This window comes from Nocardioides sp. P5_E3, assembly GCF_054049275.1.
In genome coordinates, this window is sequence record NZ_JBFUMR010000007.1 from 89,640 (window position 1) to 105,859 (window position 16,220).

Annotated in this window: 12 protein-coding genes; 8 read left to right on the forward strand and 4 right to left on the reverse strand. The window is 72.5% G+C overall.

The window, feature by feature from the left end:
* Positions 1-52 precede the first annotated feature (52 nt).
* From ACXJKB_RS05990 to ACXJKB_RS06015, 6 genes are all read left to right on the forward strand, one after another.
* Complete coding sequence (locus ACXJKB_RS05990; protein ID WP_457186362.1) at positions 53-1,030, forward strand: NADPH:quinone oxidoreductase family protein; 978 nt, start codon at positions 53-55, stop codon at positions 1,028-1,030.
* 30 nt (positions 1,031-1,060) lie between these two features.
* A complete protein-coding gene (locus tag ACXJKB_RS05995; RefSeq protein ID WP_457186364.1) occupies positions 1,061-3,016 on the forward strand; it encodes a M13 family metallopeptidase in 1,956 nt (651 codons plus the stop codon).
* A gap of 70 nt (positions 3,017-3,086) precedes the next feature.
* Positions 3,087-3,545, forward strand: coding sequence for a universal stress protein (locus ACXJKB_RS06000; protein ID WP_457186366.1), 459 nt, complete (start codon positions 3,087-3,089; stop codon positions 3,543-3,545).
* 50 nt (positions 3,546-3,595) lie between these two features.
* The gene (locus tag ACXJKB_RS06005; RefSeq protein WP_457186368.1) at positions 3,596-4,396 is read left to right on the forward strand and encodes a 2-phosphosulfolactate phosphatase; all 801 of its coding nucleotides are present in this window, start codon (positions 3,596-3,598) and stop codon (positions 4,394-4,396) included.
* A gap of 104 nt (positions 4,397-4,500) precedes the next feature.
* Positions 4,501-5,508: an SGNH/GDSL hydrolase family protein gene (locus tag ACXJKB_RS06010; protein WP_457186370.1), complete on the forward strand. Its 1,008-nt coding sequence runs from the start codon at positions 4,501-4,503 to the stop codon at positions 5,506-5,508.
* A 205-nt stretch (positions 5,509-5,713) separates the two neighbouring features.
* On the forward strand, positions 5,714-7,873 hold the full coding sequence (locus ACXJKB_RS06015; RefSeq protein WP_457186372.1) for a RecQ family ATP-dependent DNA helicase: 2,160 nt from the start codon (positions 5,714-5,716) through the stop codon (positions 7,871-7,873).
* A gap of 109 nt (positions 7,874-7,982) precedes the next feature.
* Here the strand turns inward: ACXJKB_RS06015 and ACXJKB_RS06020 are convergent, their stop codons facing one another.
* The 4 genes from ACXJKB_RS06020 to ACXJKB_RS06035 all read right to left on the reverse strand — a co-directional run bounded on the left by ACXJKB_RS06020 (position 7,983) and on the right by ACXJKB_RS06035 (position 12,630).
* Positions 7,983-9,215, reverse strand: a complete 1,233-nt coding sequence (locus ACXJKB_RS06020) for an RNA polymerase sigma factor (protein ID WP_457186374.1) — start codon at positions 9,213-9,215, stop codon at positions 7,983-7,985.
* Complete coding sequence (locus ACXJKB_RS06025) at positions 9,212-9,580, reverse strand: YciI family protein (protein ID WP_457186376.1); 369 nt, start codon at positions 9,578-9,580, stop codon at positions 9,212-9,214. Before ACXJKB_RS06025 ends, ACXJKB_RS06020 begins: the two co-directional genes overlap by 4 nt.
* A gap of 178 nt (positions 9,581-9,758) precedes the next feature.
* On the reverse strand, positions 9,759-11,333 hold the full coding sequence (locus ACXJKB_RS06030) for a DHA2 family efflux MFS transporter permease subunit (RefSeq protein WP_457186378.1): 1,575 nt from the start codon (positions 11,331-11,333) through the stop codon (positions 9,759-9,761).
* Between the two features lie 64 nt (positions 11,334-11,397).
* Positions 11,398-12,630: a dipeptidase gene (locus ACXJKB_RS06035; RefSeq protein ID WP_457186380.1), complete on the reverse strand. Its 1,233-nt coding sequence runs from the start codon at positions 12,628-12,630 to the stop codon at positions 11,398-11,400.
* Positions 12,631-12,801: 171 nt separating this feature from the next.
* On the opposite strand from ACXJKB_RS06035, the gene ACXJKB_RS06040 reads away from it, so the two are divergent.
* Positions 12,802-15,495 carry a DEAD/DEAH box helicase gene (locus ACXJKB_RS06040; protein ID WP_457186382.1) on the forward strand — a complete coding sequence of 898 codons (2,694 nt, stop codon included), beginning with the start codon at positions 12,802-12,804 and terminating at the stop codon, positions 15,493-15,495.
* Positions 15,492-16,211, forward strand: a complete 720-nt coding sequence (locus tag ACXJKB_RS06045) for an SWIM zinc finger family protein (protein ID WP_457186384.1) — start codon at positions 15,492-15,494, stop codon at positions 16,209-16,211. Before ACXJKB_RS06040 ends, ACXJKB_RS06045 begins: the two co-directional genes overlap by 4 nt.
* Positions 16,212-16,220: the final 9 nt, after the last annotated feature.

Consider the following 16,220-nt stretch of genomic DNA (forward strand, 5'->3'; position numbering starts at 1 on the left):
CGGGAACTTCCCCGGATATCCGGGGATCGCAGCAATGGCTAGGGTCGGGCCCATGCGCGCAGTCCAGGTCGTCACGCTCACCGGTCCGTCCGACGTCGAGGTGCGCGAGGTCGACCCGCCCACGCAGGGCCACAACGACGTCCTGGTCGAGGTGCACAGCGTCGGTGTCGCGTTCCCCGACCTGCTGCTGAGCCGTGGCGAGTACCAGTTCAAGCCCGAGCCGCCCTTCACGCTCGGCGTCGACTTCGCCGGCGTCGTCCTCTACCCGGGCTCCCCGGAGTCGAGCGCGTTCACCGTCGGTCAGCGCGTGGCCGGGGTGAACCTCAGCGGCGGGGCGGCCGAGCAGGTCGCGAACCCGGCGATCTTCACGTTCGCGCTGCCCGACGCGATGTCGTACGACGAGGGGGCGGCGCTGCCGATGAACTACCTGACCGCCCTCTTCGCGCTCGAGGAGCGCGGGGGCGTGCGCGAGGGCGAGACGGTCCTCGTCCACGGCGCCGCCGGCGGGGTCGGTACCGCCACCCTGCAGGTGGCCAGGGGCCTCGGCGCGCGGACGATCGCGGTGGTCAGCACCGAGGAGAAGGCAGCGTTCGCGCGGGCCGCGGGCGCCGACGAGGCCGTGGTCGGGCCCGACTTCAAGGACGCCGTCAAGGAGCTCACCGGCGGCCGCGGGGTCGACGTCGTCCTCGACGTGGTGGGCGGCGACGCCTTCACCGACTCCCTGCGCTGCCTCGCCGAGCAGGGCCGGATCCTGGTCGTCGGCTTCGCCTCCGGGCAGGGCATCCCGGAGGTCAAGGTCAACCGGCTGCTGCTCGGCAACACCGACGTCCGCGGCGTCGGCTGGGGGGCGTACGCCATGACCCGGCCCGGCTACATGCAGCAGCAGTGGCACCGCCTCGTCCCGATGATCGAGTCGGGTGTCGTGAAGCCGCCGGTCGGCGCGACGTACGACCTGACCGGCTTCGGCCGGGCGCTGGTCGACATGGACGAGCGACGCACGCTCGGCAAGTCGGTCGTGCACGTGCGCTGAGGCTGGGGCCGCAGAGTTAGGGTCGACCGCGTGACGATCCTCGACGCCGCGCGCGACGGCATGAACCCGGACATCCGACCGCAGGACGACCTCTTCGGCCACGTCAACGGTCGCTGGCTCGACGAGACCGACATCCCGTCCGACAAGTCGAGCTGGGGCGCCTTCATCGCGCTCGCCGACGCCGCCGAGCAGCAGGTGCGCGACATCATCACCGAGCTGGCCGACCGTCCGGCCGACGAGCTCGCCAGCGATGGACAGAGTGACGCGCGCAAGGTCGGCGACCTCTACGCGTCCTTCATGGACACCGAGACCATCCAGGCCTTGGGCCTCGGCCCGGTCCAGGGGCGGCTCGACAGCGCCCACGGCGTCACCGACCTGACCGAGCTGGCCGCCTTCCTCGGCATCTTCGAGCGCATCGGCGGCCCCGGGCTGTTCGGCTCCTACATCACGCCCGACCGTGGCGACGCGTCGAAGAACATCGTCTACCTCGCGCAGGGCGGCCTCGGCCTGCCCGACGAGTCCTACTACCGAGAGGACAAGTTCGCCGAGATCCGCGAGAAGTACCTCACCTACCTGACGACGCTGCTCACCCTCAGCGAGCACGACGACCCGGCGGGCGCCGCGGCGCGCGTCCTGGCGTACGAGTCCCGGCTGGCCGAGGGTCACTGGGAGGCCGCCGAGACCCGCGACGTCCAGAAGACGACCAACCACCTGAGCCTCGAGGAGCTGCGCGAGCTCTGCCCGGCCTTCGACTGGATCACCTACGTCACCGGCCTCGGCGGCACCGAGGAGACGCTGCGGCGCTCGATCGTCATGCAGCCCGACTTCTTCTCCCACCTGTCGACGGTGCTGGAGGAGACGCCGATCGAGACCTGGCGCGAGATCCTGCACGTCCGCATCGTGCGGAGCTCCGCGCCCTACCTGCCCGACCCGTTCGTCGAGGCCAACTTCGACTTCTACGGCCGCACCCTCAACGGCACCCCGGAGCTCCGGGCCCGCTGGAAGCGTGGCGTCGACTTCGTCGAGGGCGCCATCGGCGAGGCCGTCGGCAAGGTCTACGTCGAGCGGCACTTCCCGCCGACGTCGAAGCAGATGATGGACGAGCTCGTCGCCAACCTGGTCACGGCCTACCGGCGCTCGATCGAGGCGCTCGACTGGATGGGCGAGGACACCAAGCAGAAGGCGTACGACAAGCTCGACCGCTTCTACCCCAAGATCGGCTACCCGACGGAGTTCCGCGACTACTCCTCGCTGACCGTCTCGGCCGACGACCTGATGGGCAACGTCGCGTCGGCCTCGGCGTTCGAGACCGACCGCCAGCTCGAGAAGGTCGGGCAGCCGGTCGACCGCGACGAGTGGCTGATGCTCCCGCAGACCGTCAATGCCTACTACCACCCGGGCACCAACGAGATCTGCTTCCCGGCCGCCATCCTCCAGCCGCCCTTCTTCAGCCCCGACGCGGACGACGCCGAGAACTACGGCGGCATCGGCGCGGTCATCGGCCACGAGATCGGCCACGGCTTCGACGACCAGGGCGCGCAGTACGACGGCGACGGCAACCTCCAGGACTGGTGGACCGCCGACGACAAGGCCGCCTTCGAGGGCAAGTCGCAGGCGCTCATCGCGCAGTACGACGCCTTCGAGCCGCGCAACCTGCCGGGCGAGCACGTCAACGGCAGCCTCACCGTCGGCGAGAACATCGGCGACCTCGGCGGGCTGACCATCGCCCACAAGGCCTACGTCATCAGCCAGGGCGGCGAGGCCTCCCTCGACGACCGACGCACGCTGTTCCTCAACTGGAGCCACGTCTGGCGCACCAAGCGCCGCAAGGAGCAGGAGCTCCAGTACCTCACCATCGACCCGCACAGCCCCGCCGAGTTCCGCGCCAACATCGTGCGCAACCTCGACGAGTTCCACGAGGTCTTCGAGACCCAGCCGGGCGACGGCCTGTGGCTCGAGCCCGAGGGGCGCGTCCGGATCTGGTGACCGCGGTGGGGCCGGGTGATCGGGACCTTCGACCCCTGTCGCCCGGCACGCCGGCTTCCTACGATGGAGCATGGTCCGGAAAGAAGCCAACATCACCGGTGGGATCGTCGTCGGGCACGACGGCTCGCGCGCATCGGGCGCCGTCGTACGTCGCGCGGGTGATCTCGCCAAGCGCCTCGGAGTGACGCTCCACGTCATCCGCGTGTGGAACCTCGCGACCGCACCGAGGCCCGACTCGATGGTCGGCGGCTACGTCCCGCCGTTCGCGGAGTTCGAGCAGGCGGTCATCGCCGACCTCAAGGACGACTGCGCGGCGGCCGGGCTGGGTGACGACGTCGAGATCCAGCTGTACGCGCTGCGCGGGCAGGCCACGGAGTGCCTCGTCGCAGCGGCGTCGAAGGCCGAGATGCTCGTGGTCGGCGCCCGGGGCGCCGGCGGGTTCAAGGGTCTCCGCTTCGGCTCGACGGCCACCCAGGTCGTGCGCCACTCACCCGTCCCGGTGCTCGTGGTGCCCAACATCCCGGACTGACCGGCCTCCGTGTTGGGCGAGCGCCCCACCGGGGCTGTTGAATGGCTCGCGTGACGCTGCCCGGACACGACCAGTCGACCTACCGGCTCCGCATGGAGTGGGGGCCGACCGGCGCCGAGGCGGTGCCGGCGGACTTCGCCGTCGTGGTCGACGTCCTGTCGTTCACGACGACGCTCAGCGTCGCGCTCGAGCGCGGCATCGAGGTCTTCCCGTTCCGCTGGAAGGATTCCCGCGCCGCCGAGCACGCCGTGCGCCACGGCGCGACGCTCGCCGTCGGCCGGTTCGAGGCCCTCTCGCGCGGCGACGCCCGCCACGTCTCCCTCTCGCCCGCCAGCCTCGCGGAGGTCGACGGTGTCGAGCGCCTCGTCCTGCCCTCGCCCAACGGGTCGACCATCGCCTTCGCGCTCGCCGAGTCCGGCGCCCAGGTCGTCGGCGCGTGCCTGCGCAACGCCGGCGCGGTCGCCCGGTGGCTGGGGCCGCGGGTCGCGGACGGCGCCAGCGTGGTCGTCGTACCCGCGGGGGAGCGGTGGCACGACGACACGCTCCGGCCGGCCGTCGAGGACCTCTGGGGCGCCGGGGCGGTGCTTGCCGCACTCGACGCCGAGGCCGAGGCCGGAGCGAGCCCCGAGGCGCGGATGGCGATCGCCGCCTGGCACGCGGCGGTGCTGCCCCACGACCTGCTCCACTGTGCCGGCGGCCGCGAGCTCACCGAGGCCGGCTTCGTGGCCGACGTGGAGATCGCGGCGCAGCGCGACGTCAGCGAGGTCGTGCCGGTGCTGGTGGGGGAGTCGTTCCGCGACGCCGCCTCGCTGCCGCCGGCCGGCGCCCGCCTGCGGCGCGTCGGCGACTGACCGCCGGCCAGAAACTGACCGATCGGTCTGGTGGAGCGGTCCGACCTGTCCCTAGTGTGATCGAGGCCACACTCGGGTGGCTCTTCTCGGACAGGACCGATCAGATGAATCGAACGACCCGCCTCGCCGTGCTCGGCACCGCCCTCGCCGGACTGCTCACCCCGTTGCTGCTGCAGCCGGCCCAGGCCGCCGCCCCGGCCTACGTCGCCCTCGGCGACTCGTACGCCTCGGGCACCGGCACCCGCTCCTACATCGCGGACGGCACCAGCTGCCAGCGCTCGACCTCGGCCTACCCGAGCCTGATCGCCGCGGCCCGCGGCTACGCGCTCAACTTCCGCGCCTGCTCCGGCGCGACCGTCGCCGACGTGACCAACACCCAGCTGTCCGCGCTGACCTCCGCGACGACCTACGTGTCGATCTCGGTCGGCGGCAACGACGCCGGGTTCGCCGAGGTGCTGACCGAGTGCGCTCAGCCGGGCTGGATGAGCAGCTGCGACGGCGCGATCAACACCGCCCAGTCCTTCATCAACGCCACCCTGCCCTCGCGTCTCGCCACCCTCTACTCCGGCATCCGCAGCCGCGCGCCCTACGCCAAGGTCGTCGTCGTCGGCTACCCGCGCATCTTCAACGGCGAGGACTGCAACGCCTTCACCTGGTTCTCCCCGGCCGAGGAGTCGCGCCTCAACCAGACCGCCGACCTGCTCAATTCGCGGCTGGCCACCGCCGCGTCGGGCGCCGGCTTCTCCTTCGCCAACCCCACCAGCCGCTTCGTCGGCCACGCCGTCTGCGACTCCGACGAGTGGATCAACGGCCTGTCCAACCCGATCAGCGAGAGCTACCACCCCAAGGCCACCGGGCACGCGGGCGGCTACACGCCCACCGTGAGCCCGCTGCTGACCGGCGCCACCGTGGCCGTCACCGCCGACGTCGTCGCCGCCTCGTCCGCGAGCGCCGGTGAGCAGGCCGCGCTCCAGCAGCAGTACGTCGACGCCGACCGCACGATCGAGCAGGAGACCTTCGTCGCCCCCGACCTCACCACCCCCGCGGCGCGCCAGGCCGCGCGGAAGGCCGGCGTCGACATCGACCGCTTCATCGCCCGCAGCAACCGCTGACCCGCCGCCCCTCCTGGGGTAGTCCACCGGGAAACGGTCGTGCCCGTGGCGTCGGGACGACCGCAAGCCGGTGGACCACCAGGGCGGGTGCCTGTGGATGCGGCCGTGCAGCCGTCGGTGCCGGTTGGTAGACAGGGGCCATGAACACCCCACGACTTTCGTCTCCTCCGCTGCGCTCCCCCGAGGAACGCCGCGGGGACCCCGTATGAGCACTGCCACTGGCGCGACCGACGCCGTACGCCTCTCCGCCCGGGAGGCCGCGGAGCGGCACCTGCGTGCGCTGGTCGGGCGCGACGACGCGCGACTCCGCGAGGACCAGTGGGCGGCCATCGAGGCGCTGGCCGTCGACCACCGGCGCGCGCTGGTCGTGCAGCGCACCGGGTGGGGCAAGTCGGCCGTCTACTTCGTGGCCACCAAGCTGCTGCGTGAGGCCGGCGCCGGGCCGACGGTGATCGTCAGCCCGCTCCTCGCGCTGATGCGCAACCAGATCGCCGCGGCCGAGCGGGCCGGCATCCGGGCGGTGACGATCAACTCCACCAACATCGACCAGTGGCAGCCGATCCACGACCAGATCCACGCCGGTGAGGTCGACGTGCTGCTCGTCAGCCCCGAGCGGCTCAACAACCCCGGCTTCCGCGACGAGGTGCTCCCGCGCCTGGCAGCGACCTGCGGCCTGCTCGTCGTCGACGAGGCCCACTGCATCTCCGACTGGGGCCACGACTTCCGCCCCGACTACCGGCGCCTGCGCACGTTGCTCGCCGAGCTGCCGTCGGGCATCCCGGTCCTCGCGACCACCGCCACCGCCAACGCCCGGGTGACCGACGACGTCGCCGAGCAGCTGGGGGTGCACGCGCCCTCCTCGGTCGAACAGGACTCCTCGACCGACGAGGGTGTCCTCGTCCAGCGCGGCACGCTCGACCGCGAGTCGCTCCGGCTGGGCGTGGTCCAGATGAAGACCCCCGAGCAGCGGCTGGCCTGGCTGGCCGACCACCTCGCCGAGCAGCCCGGCTCCGGCATCGTCTACTGCCTCACCGTCGCCGCCACCCAGGAGGTCGCCGGCTACCTCCGCGACCGTGGCCTCGAGGTCGCCGCCTACTCCGGCCAGACCGAGGCCGACGAGCGGCACGCCCTGGAGCAGGCGCTCGTCGACGGTCGGGTCAAGGCGCTGATCGCCACGAGCGCCCTCGGCATGGGCTTCGACGCCAGCCTCGGCTTCGTCATCAACCTCGGTGCGCCGGCGTCGCCCGTCGCCTACTACCAGCAGGTCGGTCGTGCCGGCCGCGGCACCGACGAGGCCACGGTGGTGCTGCTGCCCCAGATCGAGGACCGCGACATCTGGGCCTACTTCGCCTCGCTCGGCTTCCCCCGCGAGGAGCAGGTGCGCGAGACCCTGGCCGCCCTCGCCGATTCGGAGCGTCCGCTCTCGACGGCCACCCTCGAGACCCGCGTCGAGCTCGGGCGCAACCGGCTCGAGTCGATGCTCAAGGTCCTCGACGTCGACGGCGCCGTCCAGCGGGTGCAGGGCGGCTGGGTCGCGACCGGGCGCCCCTGGTCCTACGACGCCGATCGCTACGCCCGCGTCGCCGAGGCCCGCGAGCGCGAGCAGCAGGCGATGCTCGGCTACCTGCGCACCACCGAGTGCCGGATGCGCTACCTCCGCGAGCAGCTCGACGACCCCGAGGCGACCGACTGCGGCCGCTGCGACAACTGCGGCGGCCTGACCCTGTCGGCGTCGGTCAGCGAGGCGGCTGTCGCCGAGGCCGGCCAGCGGCTGTCCCGCCCCGGCGTCGTGCTCGAGCCGCGGCGCATGTGGCCGACGGCGCTGTCCAACCTCGGCCTCGACCTCAAGGGCAAGATCTCCGCCGGCGCCGAGCCCGGCCGGACGGTCGCCCGCCTCACCGACCTCGGCCACGGCCAGGCGCTGCGCGCGCTGTTCCGGGAGGACACCCCCGACGGGCCCGTGCCGCCGGGCCTCGCGCAGGCCGTGATGGACGTGATGAAGGACTGGTCGCCGGAGTGGACCTCGCGTCCCGACGTGATCGTCGTCGTCGAGTCGGCCACCCGCCCCACCCTGGTGCGCGACCTGGCCGACGGCCTGTCCCGCGTCATGCAGGTCCCGGTGGTCGGCACCTGGGCGATCCGCGACGCCTCCGTCCCGCCGCGTGCCGGCCAGTCCAACTCCGCGCAGCGCGTCGCCGCCGTACGTCGTCGCGGCGGGCTCGACGCCGACATACCCGCCGGGGCGACCGTCCTGCTCGTCGACGACCAGGTGGCGACCGGCTGGACGCTCACCGTCGCCGCGACCGCGATCCGCGCGGCCGGCGCGTCCGCGGTGCTGCCCCTCGCCCTCGCCGCCCAGGGCTGACCTGCCAGCAGCTTCCAGCCTGACTCCGCCTGGACGAGATATCTGAGGACGTGACGGACGTGGACCGGCGCGAGGTCGGTCCGCCACCTCCTCAGATGTCGCGCGGTCGTCAGGATCCGTCGTCGAGCGGGCGTCGGTGGAGTCGCGTGGCCAGCAGCCGCCGTTCGGCGTCGTTCGTCGTCAGCTCGAGCGCGCGCCGGTTCGCCACCGCTGCCTCGTCATCGCGACCGACGGCGGTGAGGAGCTCGGCGCGAGTGGCGTGGAAGAGGTGGTACTCCCCGAGCGGTTCGGCGAGCCCCTCGAGGCGGGAGAGGGCGTCGACGGGGCCGACGACCTGCGCGTGCGCGACGACCTGGTTGAGGCGTACGACGGGCGACGGGTCGTGGCGAGCGAGCTCGTCGTAGAGCAGGGAGATCTGGAGCCAGTCGGTAGCGGCCCAGCTCGCGCCGGTCGCGTGCACTGCGGCGATCGCGGCTTGCAGCTGGTAGCGCCCGGTCCGCCGGAGCGAGGCGGCGCGCTCGATCAGCCGCTCACCCGCGGCGATCGCGTCGTGGTCCCACAGGCTCCGGTCCTGGTCGCGGAGCAGCACCAGGTCACCCTCGGCGAACCGCGCCCGGCTGCGGGCGTGCTGGATGGTGAGCAGGCCGGCGAGCCCCCACGCCTCGGCCTCGTCCGGTAGCGACGCGGCGATGACGTCCGCGAGCCAGACCGCGTCGGCCGCGAGGTCCCGGTCCTGTGTTGGCCCGGTCGACGAGACGAAGCCCTCGTTGAACATGACGTAGACCACCGCCAGCACGTCGTCGAGCCGCGACGTGAGGTCCGCCTGCGTGGGGACGGTCAGGGCGATGCCGACGGAGACGATCTTCCGCTTCGCGCGGACGATGCGCTGGGCGAGCGTCGACTCGTGGACGACGAACGCGCGCGCGATCTGCGGGGTGGTGAGGCCCACGACCGCACGCAGGGTGAGCGCCAGCCGGGCGTCGGGTGAGAGCGCGGGGTGGCAGCAGGCGAAGAGCAGCGCGAGCCGGTCGTCGGTCCCCTCGCCGGCCTCGTCGGTGGTCGGTACGTCGGCCCGCGCGGCGAGCGCCCGCTGGCGGTCGCGGTACCGCATGCCGTCCATCGCGTTGCGGGTCGCGGCGACCTGGAGCCAGGCGCCGGGTCGCTGCGGGGGACCGTCGCGACGCCACGACGTCAGTGCCTCGACGACCGCTCCCTGCACCGACTCCTCGGCCAGGTCGAAGTCGCCGAACCGGCGTGAGAGCCGGGCCACCAGCGGGCCGGCCTCCTCGCGCAGGGTCCGCGCGAGGAGGTCGTCCGTGGTGGTCGGCCGCCGGCTCGTCATCCCTCCATGTGGGAGTAGTCCTCGACCATCGGCCGGATCTCCACCGCCACGCCCGGCAGGTCGAGCATCGGCCAGCTCTTCACCACCGCGATCGCGGCGTCCATGTCGGCCACGTCGATGACGCTGAACCCGCCGATGACCTCCTTGGCCTCGTTGAACGGGCCGTCGACGACGACCGCGCCGTCCGCGCCGTGCTTGACGGTGGTGGCGGTCTCGACGCCGAGCAGCTCCGCGCCGGAGTCGGCCATCACGCCGGCGTTCTCGCCGAACCACTCGTAGACCCGCTTGTAGATCGCCTGCGCGGCCTCGGTGTCGGTCTCCCCGGCCAGGTCGGGGCGGGAGGTGTACATCAGGACGTACTTCATGGTCGTGCCTCTCTGTCTCGGCCCCGCCTCTCGGGGCTCGGTCACCACCTCGTCGCCGCCGACCCCGCGAGATCGACAGCCTCCACGAATCTCCTCGACACCATTCTGACCCGCCGGGTACGACAGCGGCCCGCCCTCCGAGCAGGAGGACGGGCCGCGGACGACGTAGGACGTCGGGTCAGTGAACCATCATCGCGGTCGGGTCGACCGGGGCGACCTTCTTGCGGGGCAGGAAGGCGGCCGGGATGAGGCAGCAGGCAACCAGGATCGTGGCGACGATGAAGACCGTGCCGAACGCGTCGGCGAGAGCTACCTGGCCCGAGGCGAGCACCGCCTGGAACTGGTCGAGCGGCAGTCCGAACTTCGCCGCCAGCGCGGTGAGGGCCGAGGGATCGCCATCGGCCGACTGGGCCGCCAGGTAGGCCTGGGCGGACTTGCTGCCCGTGATCTCGTTGGTCAGGATCACCGAGAAGAGCGCGGTGCCGATGGAGGCCGCCACCTGCTGGGTGATGTTGAGCAGCGTCGAGCCGCGGGCCACGTTGTGCGCGGTCAGCGTCGCGAGCGCGGCGGTCATGATCGGCATCATCGTGCCGCCCATGCCGAGACCCATGATGAAGAGCGCGCCGAGGATGTAGACGTAGGACGTGTCGGCGCCGATCTGGGTGAACATCGCCATGCCGACGGTGATCACGGTGATGCCGACGAGGACGATCTTGCCGGGGCCGATCTTGTCGGCCAGGATGCCGGCGATCGGCATGGTGATCATCGCGCCGACGCCCTGCGGGGCCAGCAGCCAGCCGGTGGCGAGCGTGCCCTCGCCGCGCACCTGGATGAAGTAGAGCGGGAACAGCAGCGAGGCGCCGAAGAACGCGATCGCGAAGAGCGTCATCGCGATGATCGCGACCGTCAGGTTGCGGTTCTGGAACAGCCGCAGCTCCACCAGCGGGTGGATGTTGCGCTTGGCCAGCGCCCACGGCACGAACGCGGCGATCAGGACGGCACCCAGGATCATCGGGACCAGCACCTTGGGGGCCATCGCGGTGCCCTCCTCGGGGATGGAGCTGACGCCGAAGAGGAACGCGGCGAGACCCGGGGAGAGCAGCAGCATGCCCAGCCAGTCGAAGGTCTCCGACGGCTCGACGTTGTCCTTGGGCAGCACGATCCAGGCGTAGACGATCGCGGCGATGCCGATCGGCAGGTTGATCAGGAAGATCCAGTGCCACGAGGCGCTCTCGATCAGCGCGCCACCGAGGATGGGGCCGAAGATCGGGCCGAGGAGCATCGGGATGCCGAGCACGGCCATCACACGACCGACCCGCTCCGGACCGGCGGCCCGGGTCAGGATCGTCATGCCGAGCGGCATCAGCATGCCGCCGCCGAGACCCTGCAGGACCCGGAAGAGGACCAGCATCTCGAGCGAGGTCGCCGCCGCGCAGAGCACGGAGCCGGCGGTGAAGAGCGCGACCGCGAGGAGGTAGAGGCGCTTCGTGCCGAAGCGGTCCGCGGCCCAGCCGGTCAGCGGGATCACGCTGGCGAGAGCCAGCGTGTAGGCGGTCATCGTCCAGGCGACCTCGGCGGCCGTGGCGTTGAACTCTTCCTGGAAGGTGTTGAGCGCGACGGAGACGACGGTGATGTCGAGGATCGACATGATCGCCCCCAGGACGACCACGCCGGCCACCATCAGGACGCCCTTGTCGAGCTTGTCGGAGTGCTCCGGCTGGGTGGCGCTGGGCTGGGTCTGGGTGTCGGTCACCCGCCAACGGTATTGGTTGCGTCCGACAACGGAGTAATCGTTTTCGCGGTGGCCTGCGTCACCCTCACGGGTGGAGGGGCCTCGGGACAGCGGGTACGCCGTCCAGGTCCTCGATCCGGGCCAGGCTGGGGCCGCGCACGGACTGCAGGTCCGCGGCCACCGCCTCGACGTCGCGCAGCACGCGCAGGGTGTTGCGGCAGGTGAGCCGGGCGAGGTCGTCGGCCGACCACCCGCGCCCGGCCAGCACCCCCAGCAGGGCGGGATAGGTCGAGACGTCCTCGAGCCCGTCAGGGAGGGTCTCGACCCCGTCGTAGTCGCCGCCGAGGCCGATGTGGTCGATCCCGGCGACCTCGCGCACGTGCTCGCAGTGCGCCACCACGTCGGCGAGCGTGGCCCGCGGCTGGGGATGGTCGAGCGACCAGGTCCGCTCGAAGGCCCCGAACCGTACGCCGTCCGCCTCGGCGATGCCCTCCTGCGCCGCTGCCGCCACGAGCTCGCGGTGGGCGTCGGCGCAGGCGGCGTTCACGAACTTGGGCACAAAGGTCACCATGCACACGCCCCCGCCGCGAGCCATCGCCTCCAGCACGTCGTCGGGGGCGTTGCGCGGGCTGTCGGTCACCGCCCGTGCCGAGCTGTGGCTGAAGATCACCGGCGCCTCGGCGACCGTGAGCGCGTCGCGCATCGTGTCGGCCGAGACGTGGGACAGGTCGACCATCATCCCGACCCGGTTCATCTCCCGCACGACCTCGCGGCCGAACGCCGTCAGCCCGCCCGCGACCAGCCGGTCGGTGGCCGAGTCGGCCCAGGGAGTGTTCGCGTTGTGGGTCAGCGTCAGGTAGCGCACCCCGAGCGCGTGCAGCTGGCGGAGCGTGCCGAGGGAGCTGTTGATCGAGTGCCCGCCCTCCGCGCCGGCGAGCGAGGCGATCCGGTCCGCGGCCCAGGCCTCCTCGACCTCGTCGGCGGTCGTCGCCCACGCCAGCTGGCCGGCGTACCGCTCGGTGAGCAGGCGCGCGGCGTCGACCTGCTCGAGGGTGGCGCTGACCGCGTCGTCCCCGGTCAGCCGGGTCGGCACGTAGACCGACCAGAACTGGGCGCCCATCCCGCCCGCGCGCATGCGCGGCAGGTCGGTGTGGGTCGCGGTGCCGCCCGCACCGACGTCGAGGCGGGCGAAGTCGTACGCCGCCTGCTCGCGCGCCTCCCACAGGAGGTCGTTGTGGCCGTCGATCACGGGGTGCGCGGCGAGCAGCGCGGGGACGTCGACCGGGAGGTCGGCGGGGGTGTCGGCGGGGGTGTCCATGACGCACGACCGTAGTCGCCCGGGAACTCCGTGTCGGTCCGAGGCGTTACCGTCCCTGTGCCCGCTGCCGAGCGAGCCAGGAGGGGTGCGCATGAGCGAGCGGAGCGAGCGAATCATTCAGCGCCGTGCGACTCGTGCCTCATGCGCGCACGGAGCGAAGCGAGTACGTGCATGAGTTTTGTCCCGGTCACCGGTCCCGCCAGGTTGCTGGTGGGGGAGCCGCCCCGGGAGGGCTCGGTCGAGTTCACCGACGAGCGCCGCACCATCGTGATGCCGATCCGCGGCGCGTTGCCGGTGCTCGGCAAGGTCCGCGACCAGGCCGACGTGCATCCCTCGGTCGCGCTGCTCGCCGGGGCTGCGCTGATGGGCCTCCAGCTGGTCGCCTCGGGCCGCTTCGCCCCCGACCCCGAGGGTCGGCACTGGCAGGTCGCGGGGCTCGACGCCGCCGACGAGCGCCGCATCGCCGAGCTGGCGCGCTCCCGGGCCTGGGACGGCTTCGACGAAGCGACCGCCGAGGGCATGGTCCGCGGGCTGCTCGACGCCGTGGTCGACACCATGCCCCGCACCACCCCGGGGCGTTCGCGCCACCGCGGCCCGACGCCCGTCGCTTTCCCGCCGTCGGAGCCGCGCAGCCCCGACGCGTTCAGCGACCAGCTGCAGCAGCGGATCGCCCGCATCCGTGCGCGCGGACGCGACGACCGACCGCACCTGGTGTCCATCTCGTTCCGCGTCGAGGCCGACGAGGAGGAGCTGGTCGCCGGCGACGTACGCCTGGTGCTGCAGGTCCACGCCGTCGACAACCCCGCCCACCTCGCCGACGCCTCCGAGCTGTGGGCCGAGTCCGGTCCGGAGGCGGGCCACGGCTTCGGCGAGCGGGCGCGCACCCACGCCGCCATCGCGCTGCGCTCCGCGGCCGACGCCTGGCCGGTCCTCGACCGGCTGCTCGACCTGCGGGTCCCCGACGAGATCACCCTCGACTCCGACGAGATCCTCTCGCTCCTCGACGGTGGCGCCGCGGCGCTGACCGAGGCGGGCCATCCGGTCATGTGGCCGAAGTACCTCGACCGCGAGGTCACCCAGCGGGTCGAGCTGGGCCGACGTTCCCCGGCCGGCACCCGCGAGGAGCCCCTGCAGGACGGCCTCTTCGGGCCGCAGGCGCTGTTCGGCTTCGAGTGGCAGCTCTCGTTGCACGGCGAGGAGCTGAGCGACGAGGAGATGGACGAGCTGGCCCGCACCACCAGCCCGATCATCAAGCTGCGCGACAACTGGGTCGCGGTCGACTCCGCGGTGATCAAGCGCGCCCGCAAGCGGCTGATCCGCACCGTCACCCCGGTCCAGGCGCTGGCAGCGACGCTCACCGGGGTCGTCGACATCGAGGACTCTCCCTACGAGGCGGTCGTCGGGGCGAGCCTCCTGACGGTGCGCGACCGCGTGCGCGAGGCCGCGTCGGGCGAGCTCGTCGAGGTCCCGACCGCGTTGCGGGCCGAGCTCCGCGACTACCAGCGCCGCGGGCTGTCCTGGCTGGCCGAGCTCACGGGGCTCGGCCTCGGCGCCTGCCTGGCCGACGACATGGGGCTCGGCAAGACGATCACGCTGATAGCTCTCCACCTGCACCGCGGTGGCGGGCCGACCCTCGTCGTCTGCCCGGCGTCGCTGCTCGGCAACTGGGAGGCCGAGATCCGTCGCTTCGCGCCGGGCGTCGCCGTACGCCGTCACCACGGCAGCGCGCGCGACCTCGACGGCGTCACCGGCGGCTTCGTGCTCACGACCTACGGCACGATGCGCAACGACGCGGCCCTCCTCGGCGAGGTGTCGTGGGACCTGGTCGTCGCCGACGAGGCCCAGCACATCAAGAACTCGCGATCGGCCGCGGCCCGGGCGCTGCGCACCATCCCGGGCACCGCCCGCGTGGCGCTGACCGGCACCCCGGTGGAGAACGACCTCACCGAGCTCTGGTCGATCCTCGACTGGGCCGTGCCCGGTCTGCTCGGCAGCCGCAACGCCTTCCGCAAGGTCTGGGCCGGCCCCATCGAGTCGGGGCTCGAGCCCACCAAGGCCCGGCAGTTCGCCGACCTCATCGGCCCGTTCCTGCTGCGGCGGCGCAAGTCCGATCCCGGGGTCGCTCCGGAGCTGCCGCCCAAGACCGAGACCGACCACCTCCTCGGCCTGACCCGCGAGCAGGTCGTCCTCTACGAGACGCTCGTGCGCGAGTCGATGCGTCGCATCGAGGAGGCCGACGAGGAGACCCGCCGCGGCCTGGTGCTCAAGCTGCTCACCGGCCTCAAGCAGATCTGCAACCACCCCGCCCACTTCCTCCGCCAGCCCAACCCCAAGCTCCGCGGGCGCTCGGAGAAGATCGAGCTCCTCGACGAGCTCGTCGGCACGGTCATGGCCGAGGACGGTGCCGTCCTCGTGTTCACCCAGTACGTCGCCATGGCTCGGCTCCTCGAGCGCCACCTCGCCGCCGCGGGGGTCCCGCACCAGTTCCTGCACGGCGGCACCCCGGTGCGCGAGCGCGACGCCATGGTCGCCCGCTTCCAGGCGGGCGAGACCCCGGTCTTCCTGCTCTCGCTCAAGGCCGGCGGCACCGGGCTCAACCTGACCCGCGCCGACCACGTGATCCACCTCGACCGCTGGTGGAACCCCGCCGTCGAGGACCAGGCGACCGACCGGGCCTACCGGATCGGCCAGACCCGGCCGGTGCAGGTCCACCGGTTCATCACCCAGGGGACGATCGAGGAGAAGATCGCCGAGCTGCTCGCCCGCAAGCGCTCGCTGGCCGACTCCGTGCTGTCGCGCGGCGAGACGGCGCTCACCGAGCTGTCCGACAGCGAGCTCCGCGACCTTGTCGAGCTGCGACGATGATCACCCCCGAGGCATCGGCGACCACCCACCCACGGCTCCCTGCCCGCCGCGGCGGTGGGTCCGGCACCTGGTGGAGCAAGGCGGTGCTCCGGGCGGTCGAGGAGGCCGCCTTCGGGGAGAAGGACCTCCGCGTCGGCCGGCGGCTCGCCCGGGCAGGGGCGGTCGGCGCGATCACGGTCAGCGAGGGCGGCGCGGTGGCGGCCGTCAGCGACGGTCAGGACGCCTTCACCGTCGAGGTCACCGTCCCGGTGCTCGACGCGGCCGACGCCGCGGCGTTCGTCGAGCTGGTCGCGGCCGAGTCGGGGCGGATCGGCGCGCTGCTCGCCGGCCAGCTGCCGCACTCGTTCGTCGAGGCGGTGGAGGAGGCGGGCGTCGAGCTGTTGCCCTACGGGGGCGAGCTGGGCTCGGCCTGCTCGTGCGACGCCTGGCTCGACCCGTGCCCGCACGCGCTGGCGGTGCTCACCCAGCTGGCCTGGCTCATCCAGGCCGATCCGTTCGTCCTGATCCACCTGCGCGGGCTCGCGCGAGAGCGGGTGCTGCGCGACCTCCACCGGCTGGTCCGGCCGCCGGCGGGCGAGGCGCCGCTGGACGCTGAGTCTCCGGGAGACTCAACCCCCAGCGGGCCCGACGACGTCGACGACCTGGTCGTCGCCGAGGACGCCGCCGTGCGCGCCGCCCGGCTCCTGCGTCTGGAGAGCCCGTTCGACGCCTGGTGACCGGCGCGG